Raw genomic sequence first — 11,917 nt, forward strand, 5'->3', positions numbered from 1 at the left:
AGGGGGTACATATCATATATGAAGGGCTTTTACTATAATTTGACCAATGATTACTAGAATTTAAACTTCATACTTGCGGAGTATGTACGACCGGCTGTTGCTTCATCATTAAAGAATATGCGGTTAAATACATTTTGAATACCAAACTGCAATGTCGCCTCTTTAGAGAACTTATAATTCATAGCTATATTAGAAATAAAGTAACTATCCTCAGAACCATATTGACCAGTAATGTCATCTACAGATTGACGACGACTTACATATTGAGTATCCCAAAGTGCATTCCATTTGCCACTAGTATATTCAAGCCCTGCATGGAATATATGTTTAGGAATATCATAATTTACTTCCGTATATTCGTTAGTATTTGTATTAGGAAGTTCTTTGTGTTTAATACGGCCCATTTGCCAAGTATAATTTCCAAATACAGACCATTTTGATGATAATTTATGTCGAACTTCTAGTTCTACACCACGGCGAGTTTCTAGGTCCACATTATTATACATTTTATAATCTACATCACCATTACGATCATAATAGGTTACATATTTTATTTTGTCTTTTGTTTTTACATAGAATCCAGATACATTTAATGTTGTTTTTGTATTCCATTCTTTTTTTAGACCAATTTCAAATGAGTCAGACCGTTCTGGATCTAAGTTAGGATTGGCTTTTACAATATCACTATATCGATACACTTGGCTCAATGGAGGTGGGTTAAAGGAGTGTCCGTAAGAAGCATACACGTTCAAAGAGTCATTCAAATAATGTTCAATAGCCAATCTAGGACTCAATTCTGTATATGTGCCTTCTCCATGATTTACGGTGTCATATTTTTTATTAACCTTATCATATGTAACGTGTTGTCCATGGTACTTTTTAAATCGGTCTATACGAAGCCCTGTATAAATTGCCCAATCATTATTAGGTCGATAAGTATCTTGTATGAATAATGCTAGATTGTTAGTAGCGCCTTTGTTAATTTCATACAATCCACCTGGATATGTTGTAGAATCAAAAGAGGAATGATTTCTCCAATTTGTTAGTTCTCTTCGTTTTTGATCAAAGTTTTCTTTTTTCCAGTTTAATCCAGCAACAAGAGTATGTTTACCCATACGGTCCCAGATTTTTTGTACATCTAAGTTAATTGTTTTTCCAGGGTAGAAGGAGTCATCGCCAGGTCCATTATAGTTTGGTGTGTTTGGACTATTAGGACTAGAGAATCCGTCTTTCTTGCGATCCAATACATTAAAAATAACTTGTAATTTGCTCTTGTCATTTTTATATTGTAAATTATGAGCGTGATATTCTTTCAATCCATCATAGCCTAAATATCTACTTGTTCTAAGAGCCACATATTTTTGATCATTTATTTTGATGTTTCCTGAGAAAACTGGTTTACCATTTACTGTAATCGTACTCATAGGATTTTCATAGGCATATCTATTTTTTGTGTATAGATATGAATATGTTAAAGCTTCCTTGTCACGTAGATTCATCGTTATATAGGTTGAAAGACTTTTATTATTATATGACTTATTACCTCGACTACCTAATAGATAGGCACCATCTTTGGTTTGTGGTACAGGATTATCAGGTGTCACTGTTTTTGTATTAGGTTTAATTTTTGCTGCTTTGCCAGTAATGAAGAAACCTGGATATCCATCGGTACGTCTTTGTTCAAAAGACATACCAACAGCAACACGATCTGATACACGAGCGTCAAAGCCTAACTCGTCATTCAGTGTTCCATGAGAGCCATATCCAACTTGACCATGCCAATGAATGTCTTTTACGGATTGTTTTGGTTCTGCTTGTTTCGTTTGTATGCTGATAACACCTGCCACACCTCTACCACCATATAAAGAAGAGCTAGGGCCACGTACTAGCTCAATTCGTTCAATTGAATGTACCGGTATAGCTTCCCAATCAACACTATTATTAAATGTATTATTCATTGGTACACCATTAAGTAGTACTAATGTATTTGTAGAGTCAAATCCACGGATTTGTAAGCCGCCATTGGCTTTTTGGCTTTTATAAACACCAGGCAACATTTGTAGAGCATCTGCTACCGTATCAGCTCTTCGCGCTTCAATATCTTCCGTTGTTACAACAGAAACAGAACTAGGTGTTTTTACAATGTCTTCCATTGTTCTTGTAGCTGTCACAGTCACATTATAAGTTGGTAATGTTACAGGTTCATCTGTTACATTCTTGTCAATCGCATTTACAATTTGACCACTCATAGCCGTTAAAATCATGGAAAATAATAGAGCTTTCGATGTAATGGTCTGATTGCAACCACTTGCTTTTTTCTTACATTTACTTTTTCTCATACACACAACCCTTTAATAAATAAAAATACACTATTTTAAGTATATCATTGGAATATGTTTCTGAATATTATCATGTTATGAATACTACTTATATTAATATGAATATTATTGATGGGTTTGTAGAGAAATGTAAGTAGATTAAAGAGTTTAATCCATCTTTTATTGATTATGTGTATTTTTAATATATTTGAGGTGATTACTATGGCAGTTTCTAATTTAAAAGCTACATTAATATGTCCAATAGAAATAGTATGGGATACAGTGACAAATCTGAATGATTATTCATGGAGAAGTGATTTAAAAGATGTAAGAATTATAGATGAGCATAGCTTTATAGAGATTACAAAGGATGGTATTGAAACTTATTTTAAAATTACAGAATGTATTAAATACCAGTCATGGATATTTGAGATAGAAAATAAAAATATTAAGGGTACTTGGATTGGAAAATTTTATGTGGAGGGAGATAAAACGATTCTAGATTTTACAGAAAATATTGTCTCTAAAAAATCAATACTTAAGCCATTTATAAGCTTATATTTGAAACGACAACAAAAAATATATTTTAGAGATTTAAAAGCAAAACTGAATTGTGAAGAGTTTGACGCTGTTAGATAATATTTATAAGATTAGTTTTATCAAAATAGAAGGTGGTGCGTTTTGTGGCTGAGGTTAGATTTGAAAATCTTCGAAAGTTATTAAAGAGTATGAAGGAAAATGAATGGATAATCGATACTTTTTGGTTTAAGTATAAGAGTGAAAATTATGTAGTTATTCTTAAAGTGTATAACGAAAAGGAGAGAAAACCAAGTGATTATGCAAAAGTAAAATTAGAATTTATTAGAGGCAATAATGTTAAAGATTCTATTCATGCTTATGCAGATTTTTGGGAAATATATTTTAATAGTAGAGATGAGTTCGCTAAATTTTTTAATATCAATAGAAGCGATGCTAATCGTGACTTATTTATTGATTTTTCGAAAATTTTTGCAAAGTTTATACCTGTTAAGAAAATAGAGGAAAAGAGCGATTTGCTTAGGAGATTAGAAGGTTCAAGATGTGAAGGTAATAATCCTGATGCAATATTTTGTTATGATGTTAAACGTAATGGGAGTACAAATGGTCATAAGAATACTAGAACTATAGAAAATAGTAATAAGGCTCGTACTTTAAGATCTTTTTTATATTATAAATATAGAGAAGATCAGAATCTTAGTTTTTATTTTTCTCCTAATCCAAGTGATGAAAAGAGTGATGAAGAGATTATCTGTCAAGTTGCCAAGCGTCATGGTAAATAGACTATCTGTGGAATGCAATTTTTAAATGTGCATGGATTAAAATTTATTAATGTTCTTGTTATTTCGTTATGAAAAGATAAATTGAGATTTTAGAATTGTATTTGGTATATGATAGCCTTTCGCTTATACGAGGGGCTTTTACTATACAATCATACTTATAAATGTAATATAATGTAATTAGTGATAATCATTTTAAAAATATAGTTCATGGGAGAGAGACATGATAGAGTTAAAAGATTTAGGTACATTTGAATCTGTGCCTCACATTGTAACGGATATTGTAACAGGAAATGTTAGCGTGTTAGAAAATGAATTAGCCAATGGTTGGAATATTAATAAACCTATAGAAATTGGTGAATATAGTGAGCATACACCTTTAGAATTAGCTCTTGTCATGTGTTGCTTGCCAAGTATTCAATGGTTAGTCGAGCATGGCGTAGATCTAAATGATGAAGAAAATCCAAGTTTCTTGTTAGCTGTACGGTATGGTAATAAAGAGATTATAGACTATGTTGTAGATCATGGTGCCAATGTTCATGCTTTGAACCGTGTGAAAGTAGATGCCTTTCAAGCTGCTTTATATGGCAAGAAATATGAGAACCTACAAATTATTCATGACTTAGGCCATAGTGTACAGAAATATGGCGGTAAAGCTTTCAGAAATGCCATTACAAATAGTAATTATAAGGTTCTAGATTTCTTTATTCATAATGGTGTAGACATTAACTACAACAAGCCTGATTCTGTATATCCCTTTAAGCCGACTCCTTTGTGCGTTGCGGCTCGGTATGTAGACTTAAAGATGTGTAAATACTTGGTAGAACATGGTGCTGATGTAACCATTACGGAAAAGGATGGTATGCGTCCCTATAGCATTGCCATTGAAAAGGGCGATATGGAAATGGCAGAGTATTTTAAATCTTTAGAGCCTGCTGAGTTCCATGATATACAAAATAAAATGGATCAGTTAAAACCATTTAAACTACCAAAAATATTAGTGAATTTTTTAGAGGGCGATACTCTTTACTTTGAATTACCAGACACCGATTTTATATCCATAGAGTTCTTCCCACTTATTGATACGATTCCCTTTAAATTAGGACGTCGTAATCTATTACGTTTATCTAAAGAACTAGGCGAGTATAATGATCTCCAAATTGTGTGGGATCCTAAAACTAAGAAGATAAGTTGCTATGATATAGAACATCAAGAGTTACGAGAGCTTTGTAAATTTGATGAATTTATGGCGGATATGTCAGGTCAATTAGAACGTTTATTTTAATATGTGTCATAAAGGAGAGTATGTACATATGGTAGCTGACTTCGATAAAACATATACTGATTGGTCAATTGATGTAGGTACCTATAAACATGAAGGTATTACACTGAATGAAGTTGAGCAAAATCTCTATGCTATTGCGGATCAAGAGCAAGATTTTGTGATTGTATCCCCATCAAATAAAATCCTCATAGATAATAAACAGTATAACTTTATACAAGTTTGTAGTGATGAAGATACTGATTTATTACATATAGAAATTAGTGTAACTAATAATGGCGACCGAGGCGCTATTATATATGGTAAAAATGAGCAAGGTCCCCAAGAGGTATTACAGATAATAGCAGATTTTATCGCACATCATAAGGTACCAGCATTAGATAGTTGGGTAATTGTGTTAGATTTAAGACCTAAGGTGGAAAGCTTGTAAAGGATACTGTGGAGCTTATTATGCTATATACACCGAATAACCTTTTGTATAAGTATATTCGCTATCGATTTAGACGGATTCAGATTCAATGCAATATGGTATATGATGTAACACCAGAGGAAGAAGATGCGATTTGCCGTGATCTATTAAAAAAGAGAGCGAAGATATTGATTCCTATTGGTATATTATATTGTTTGATCTTTGCTGTAAGTTTCGTTTGGCTATCAGGAACTAGTGAAGAATTAAACCCCTTAATGCAATGGGAAGTAAGCGTAATAGATTATGTGAAGCCAATTTTAAGTACCATTGATTTTGAATGGTATGCATATTCCCTTGACCTATTGCGAGTAGTAGTTATGTTAGCCCCTATAGCGATTATAAATGTATCTCCTTATATTATTTTTTCCTATATTGTTGATACCATTTTGATACGACGCAAGGCAAAAGCTTTAATTAAAGAATATTCCACTGATGATAAACCATTTGGTTAAAATAATCTATTTAACTAGGAGAGAGTATTATGAGTAATCTAAAAGACTTTGATTGGACCGGTTTTTGGAATGATTGTGACTATGCATTTGAATCCTATATAGGTAAACCTATTACCGATAAGGATATTAAGGATGCTGAATCTGAGTTGGGCTATACATTACCTACAGCATATGTTGAATTACTTAACAATCATAATGGCGGTGTATTGAATAAGAACTGCTTTATTAATAATGATGGTGAATGTGTATATGTGACAGGTATATATGGCATTGATAGAGATAAAAAGAACTCTATCTTTGGAGAATTTGGCAACGAATTTTGGATTTCTAAATGGGAATATCCTCCTATTGGTGTCGTGGTGGCGGATACGATTTCTGGCGGTCACGATATGATTTTTCTCGATTATCGTGAGTGTGGTCCTACAGGTGAGCCTAAGGTAGTCCGAGTAGACCAAGAAGGGGATTACTCCATCACTCTATTAGCAGATAGTTTTGGGGATTTTATTAAGCAATTATATATAAGTATAGAAGACATTACGGATGAAGAGTTTCAAGCGTTAAGTGATGAGGATAAGGTAAAACTTATTAATGAACAAGAGGACCTAGATATTGATCGTGCTATGGAGCTTTTAACTAATATGGGCATCGATAATTTATCTCCTATATTGTTAAGTACCTTAGGACGTATCTACAATAATAATGACCGTGCAGCAGAAGCTGTTGAGTTATTTGAACGTATTGATGAGTCTTACCGTGATTGGTCTTGGTATTATCGTAAGGGTTATGCGCATGCCTCTTTAGCACATGGTGAAAGCTATCATTCTGAACATGTTCAGCAAGCTTTACAGTTAATTGAAACTGCTATGAAAAAGACAAAAGAAGCACACTTAGAAAAACAATTGAGCTGGTGCTGTGAAGTGGTAGAATATATTTTATCTTTTATAAAGCCAAGTGAGTATGAAAAGGATTATCCTATGATTTTTGAAACGATCAAAACGTTCATTAATAAGAGCCATAATACTGAAATTAATAAACTTGACGCAGAGCGACTTGAAATATCAGAGGATAACTATCCTTCTTACAGTGCAGTGCATTGGGTATTCAATAAAAAATCATATAGTAAAGAGAATTTTTCTAAAGAGTTTAATCAAATATTAGAGGAGTATGCTGAGTATGGTGCTAAGGAAAGTGCATTAGCGCTATTAGAAGAGCCTGAAATTTTAGTGACTTATGAAGCATGGATCGAAAGTGAAAATCAGCTCCATAATAATGAACGTTTAAACGATGAAGAGTTACTAGAAGAAGAAAAAGAAGATAACATGTGGCAAGTAGAAATCATGGCCTATATTATTGCCGATAATGGTAAATATTTTACGGGAGAAGAACTTACCTTTAAGTTACAAAATTTAATGGCTAATAAAGAATTAGGCGATCATGTATTCTATGAAGGCATAGAATACGAGGGACATGAGTGCGAGGGACATGGCCTCATCGATAATGAAGATGGTATCCCTGTCTTTTATGTATGTTGTGGCAGCTAAGTAAATAACCCATCATATAAATCAATCATTATTAATCAATGTTTCTTATATTGTATTGGTTAATATTACTACTTAAGAATGATTTCATAAACATATCAATTGGGATGAAGGGATGCGTATTGTATGTCTTTAAGTGTTGAACGTTTTTTATCTTTTTCTGAAGAGGCGCAATTACAAACTATTAAAGATCTTAATGATATAGGACAAGAGGAGCTGATTATTGAGGCATTAACTGGTGTGGGCATCGAGAATCTATCTGTACCTTTATTAGGTGAGCTTGGTAGAGCGTATAACAATAATGATAAACCGGAAGAAGCCATCAAGGTATTAAACTCTATAGATGAAGAGTATAGAGATGCTGTGTGGCATTATCGTTGTGCTTACTCTTACGGCTTTATTGCTTCGAATAATAATGAAGCATATACATCAAATAATATGCAACATATACTAGCACTTGTAGATAATGGTATACGCTTAGCTGTTAGTGAGAATCGAAATAATATAAAAGGATATTTCTTTGAGCTTATTGATATGTGTTATATGCAGATGGATTTTGAAAGGTGTGAGTCTGATTACCCAGAATTGTGTTCTGCTTATAGTAAATACGTAGCCGAAAAACAGAAGAATAGGAAAGGTGTACCTCAAGATCGGACTATAACTGTTGAAGAAATTAAAGAAACTGATGATATGTGGAGCATAAATGAACCAGCGTATTGGAGTATCAATATTTATGGTTCATATGATGACTATTTAGAATCTGCAAAAGGCTTCACTATTGAGCAACGATATCTTAATGCAATATGTTGGTATTTTGCTGAGGTCAATAATGGCGGACATCATCAGTTCTTCTATAATTCAACAGGCATCGTATGGGAAGATGCTTTAGCGGGGTTGCGTCTATTCAATATGAAAGAATTGGCAGAAAACTTCCAATCAGTACTAGATTTCTTTGGCGGTACAGTACCATTTGATAGAGCGGAGCGGTGGCACTTATTACAACAATATGAGGATAATCCAGAGTTCTTTGATTTCCTAGATGAAAAAGATGATGCAGTATATACATATGATGGTATCTTGGAAGATGTATTTGTACATGAGAATCCTCAGTTATTTGTATTTGATGGAACCTATACGATTCCAGAATAAGTTTGGGATATATTTAACAAGATATAATCGGTATTTTCACTATGTTAATCGCTTTTATCATGTTATCTACTTTCACCAAGCAGAAATGATGTATTAGAGGTATTACATGTTAGATAAACAAGGTGTATATGATTGTTTGCGTGACCATCATATCGATTTTGAAATTACAGATCACGCACCATTATTTAGTATGGACGATAAGCCAAATGTGCAGTTGCCGTATCCTGAGTGGGATGCGAAGAATCTATTTATTCGAGACCATAAGCGGGAGCATTACTATTTAATTACCGTTCGTGGATCAAAGCGTGTAGATTTAAAACAATTTCGTAAAGATCACAAACTTAAAAAAATTTCCTTTGGTTCCGAAGAAGAACTATGGGATATATTGAAGATTAAACCAGGTCATGTATCTCCATTTTGCTTGCTCCATGATGAGGACCGTAAGGTACATTATTATATTGATGCGGACTACGAAAATAATTTAATCGGCATTCATCCGAACCAAAATGATGCGACTGTGTGGCTTCAAGGTAAAGACTTAGTTAAACTTATTGAAGAACATGGTACAACTATTGAATATATAACAATATAAGCGTAACATCCTATTTGTTGGAACTAATATTACTCAATATAGTTTTCATAGATAGGATGTTTTTATATGCAAAAGGTCTCATAATCTTTTATAATAATGTAGAGCATTTGTTATATAAGAGGTTTTATATGAAAGTTAAATTGATTCAACCACGTATGTTGAAGCGTCCAATGGATACAGATTTAAAAATACGTATGTCACCACATTTAGGATTATTAACTGTGGCTAATATTATTCGGCATGAGTGTGAGGTCACAATTGAAAATGAAAATATTAGAGAAATAGATTTTAATGATGTACCTGATTTAGTAGGCATCGCGGTGACTGTTGATGTATTGCCTAGAGCAATGGAAATTGCAGCTATATATAGAAAGAAAGGGGCTAAGGTGATTGCTGGTGGTATACATATTACGACAGCATTCGATACCGTACCTAAGGAGGCATTTGATAGCCTTTGTATAGGTTTCGCAGAAAATACATGGCCTCAAATTATAGAAGATACTAAACATGGTCGGTTGCAATCTCAATATGTTTCTGCGCCTTTAGAATCTGGAGATGATATTGCATCACCTGCATATGACTTGATAGATAAGACCGATTACTTATGGTATAACGTTGTTTCTACTAGTCGAAGTTGTCCTCATAAGTGCGATTTTTGTTATAATAGTTCTGGAACACACCAATATATTAATCGCAATATAGAGGATGTGTTGGGAGATATCAAAAGATTAGGTACAAAACATATCATGTTTATTGATGATAATTTTATTGGTAATATTTCTTGGACTAAACAGTTTTTAGAACGTATTAAACCTTTGAAGTTAAACTGGAATGCAGCGGTTACTATGAAAATAGGACAATACCCTGAATTGATGGATTTAATGAAAGAGACTGGTTGCCAGAGTTTATTTATTGGTTTTGAAAGTATCAGCCCTCAATCTTTATCTAGCGTTCATAAAATACAAAATAATCGTGAAGAGTTTGAACGACTTATTAACGAATTACATAAGCGTGGTATTATGGTTAATGCTAGCTTTGTGTTTGGCTTAGATGGAGATACACCAGAGACTTTTAAAAATACGTTAGATTGGATTATTAGCCAGAAAATTGATACGATTACATCACATATTGTCACACCGTACCCAGGTACTGAATTCTACAAGAGAATGGAAGCTCAAAATAGAATTTTTGATTATGATTTATCAAAATACAATACGTCTCACGTAGTTGTATCACCATTAGGTATGTCTAAAGAAGAATTAGAAAAAGGGTATCTTTGGATTTATAAAGAGCTATATTCCATAAAAAATATATTTCGTCGCATGCCTAAAACTATCGGTACAATACCAGCATATCTAACTTTTAATTTCTTTTACCGTAGATTTGGACAATTTACATCAAGAGTATGTGAGTTGTTAACTTATAAGCGTATCGGTTTGTTTGCCGAGAAGCTATCAAGATATATGTAAAGGAGTATGTATGAATAAAAATTTACTAAAACGTATTGTACTAACATCTGCTATAGCCGTATTAGGTGTAAGCACATCTTTTGCAGCTCTTGTTATGGAGCGAGATCAATCTGTAGATACAGCACCTAGTGTAGGTATGTATCGTTTCGAAGTACCTGTAGAGCTACAAGGAACTTATAATAGTGCAGGTGTAGCCAATCTGACAGCATCTATGGAAAAAGAGCCTAATACATTGTCCATGAATGTGGCTCATGTAAAGGGGAATCCTTCGGAGTCTTATGTAGTTGAAATCTATAAAGATTTAGCTGCTATTGAAGCACATCGCAAATCTGACTATTATCAAGCATTTGTTAATGAAGTCGGTTCTAAATTAACAAATCGTAAGATGTACGATGTACAGTCTGTACTTTTATTTGAAAAGAAAGATGCATTATCTATCGTAAATGATGGTAAGGCAGTAGTTACCTTAACTGAGTTTACTGTTGATAGCAATGAAATCGATACGGTACAACGACAATATCAACTCGATATGGAACGTGCCGTTCGGGATGATGCGGGTTATAAGGCTGGTTATGTGCTTCGTGAAAGAAACGCAAAAAATCACTGGTACGTTATTCAGATCTATAGCAATCAGGAAGCCCTTACTAAACACTTGAATAGCCCAGGCTATCGCTTTATGATGAGCCAAATCCAAGGTAGTCTACAAGGGGTTACTACTAAAGTATTAGATGGGGATATCCTCGTTAATCATGGTGGTCAAGCTTTTGTTAGACCTTAGTTTTTGATATAATACTAATCAGTAAAGTTACTGCTAGCATATTATGTGCTAGCAGTTTTTTGCTATATAATAGGTTATACTTTAGTTAATTCTATTTAGGAGTTATATATGACACAGCAAGAACGATTACGTTATTTACTTGAAGGCTTAGTAGCAGAATACAAAGAGAAGCATAACGAATATATAGATATCCCTGTGAGCGAAGAAGAGCAGTTTACACTCTTTAGATCTTTATGTAATATTCGTCCTGCTGGTGCTATGCCTGTTGAATGGATGAAGATAGAGGATGAATATTTAATTACATTAGCCCGTGAAAAGGGAATCGTAACCATTAATGATATGGAAGAGCGAGAGCCTCAGATTTATCTGTGGCAAGGAGATATTACTCGATTATCTGTAGACGCTATTGTAAATGCAGCCAATAATAAATTGCTCGGATGTTTTGCTCCAAATCATAAGTGTATTGATAACGCTATTCATACCTTTTCTGGTATTGAGCTTCGTATGGAATGTGCTAGAATGACTGAGTATATGGAAATGCCTGAAAAAACGGG

11 protein-coding genes and 1 pseudogene are annotated in these 11,917 nt (G+C 33.6%); 11 read left to right on the forward strand and 1 reads right to left on the reverse strand.

Annotated features, from left to right (window positions below; genetic code table 11):
* Positions 1–53: 53 nt before the first annotated feature.
* The gene (locus RYO55_RS01935; RefSeq protein WP_314983942.1) at positions 54–2,339 is read right to left on the reverse strand and encodes a TonB-dependent receptor; all 2,286 of its coding nucleotides are present in this window, start codon (positions 2,337–2,339) and stop codon (positions 54–56) included.
* A 201-nt stretch (positions 2,340–2,540) separates the two neighbouring features.
* Between RYO55_RS01935 and RYO55_RS01940 the strand changes: the two genes are divergently transcribed.
* From RYO55_RS01940 to RYO55_RS01990, 11 genes and pseudogenes are all read left to right on the forward strand, one after another.
* The gene (locus RYO55_RS01940; RefSeq protein WP_314983943.1) at positions 2,541–2,957 is read left to right on the forward strand and encodes a polyketide cyclase; all 417 of its coding nucleotides are present in this window, start codon (positions 2,541–2,543) and stop codon (positions 2,955–2,957) included.
* Positions 2,958–3,001: 44 nt separating this feature from the next.
* Entirely contained in the window at positions 3,002–3,637 is a 636-nt protein-coding gene (locus tag RYO55_RS01945) for a DUF6037 family protein (protein WP_038125337.1), read from the forward strand.
* 220 nt (positions 3,638–3,857) lie between these two features.
* Entirely contained in the window at positions 3,858–4,919 is a 1,062-nt protein-coding gene (locus tag RYO55_RS01950) for an ankyrin repeat domain-containing protein (RefSeq protein ID WP_314983945.1), read from the forward strand.
* A 28-nt stretch (positions 4,920–4,947) separates the two neighbouring features.
* Positions 4,948–5,346 carry a bacteriocin gene (locus RYO55_RS01955; protein WP_314983946.1) on the forward strand — a complete coding sequence of 133 codons (399 nt, stop codon included), beginning with the start codon at positions 4,948–4,950 and terminating at the stop codon, positions 5,344–5,346.
* 20 nt (positions 5,347–5,366) lie between these two features.
* A complete protein-coding gene (locus RYO55_RS01960) occupies positions 5,367–5,837 on the forward strand; it encodes a glycosyl transferase family 4 (protein ID WP_314983947.1) in 471 nt (156 codons plus the stop codon).
* 29 nt (positions 5,838–5,866) lie between these two features.
* The gene (locus RYO55_RS01965; protein ID WP_314983948.1) at positions 5,867–7,378 is read left to right on the forward strand and encodes an SMI1/KNR4 family protein; all 1,512 of its coding nucleotides are present in this window, start codon (positions 5,867–5,869) and stop codon (positions 7,376–7,378) included.
* A 123-nt stretch (positions 7,379–7,501) separates the two neighbouring features.
* The gene (locus RYO55_RS01970) at positions 7,502–8,524 is read left to right on the forward strand and encodes a DMP19 family protein (RefSeq protein ID WP_314983949.1); all 1,023 of its coding nucleotides are present in this window, start codon (positions 7,502–7,504) and stop codon (positions 8,522–8,524) included.
* 106 nt (positions 8,525–8,630) lie between these two features.
* Positions 8,631–9,116 carry a prolyl-tRNA synthetase associated domain-containing protein gene (locus RYO55_RS01975; RefSeq protein ID WP_287507975.1) on the forward strand — a complete coding sequence of 162 codons (486 nt, stop codon included), beginning with the start codon at positions 8,631–8,633 and terminating at the stop codon, positions 9,114–9,116.
* Positions 9,117–9,244: 128 nt separating this feature from the next.
* Positions 9,245–10,585 carry a radical SAM protein gene (locus tag RYO55_RS01980; protein ID WP_287507972.1) on the forward strand — a complete coding sequence of 447 codons (1,341 nt, stop codon included), beginning with the start codon at positions 9,245–9,247 and terminating at the stop codon, positions 10,583–10,585.
* Positions 10,586–10,595: 10 nt separating this feature from the next.
* A complete protein-coding gene (locus RYO55_RS01985; protein WP_314983951.1) occupies positions 10,596–11,363 on the forward strand; it encodes an antibiotic biosynthesis monooxygenase in 768 nt (255 codons plus the stop codon).
* Positions 11,364–11,471: 108 nt separating this feature from the next.
* Positions 11,472–11,917: pseudogene (locus RYO55_RS01990) on the forward strand (protein-ADP-ribose hydrolase); the annotation flags it as partial.

It is taken from the genome of uncultured Veillonella sp., assembly GCF_963551295.1.
In the GTDB taxonomy this organism is placed as follows: Bacteria; Bacillota; Negativicutes; order Veillonellales; family Veillonellaceae; genus Veillonella.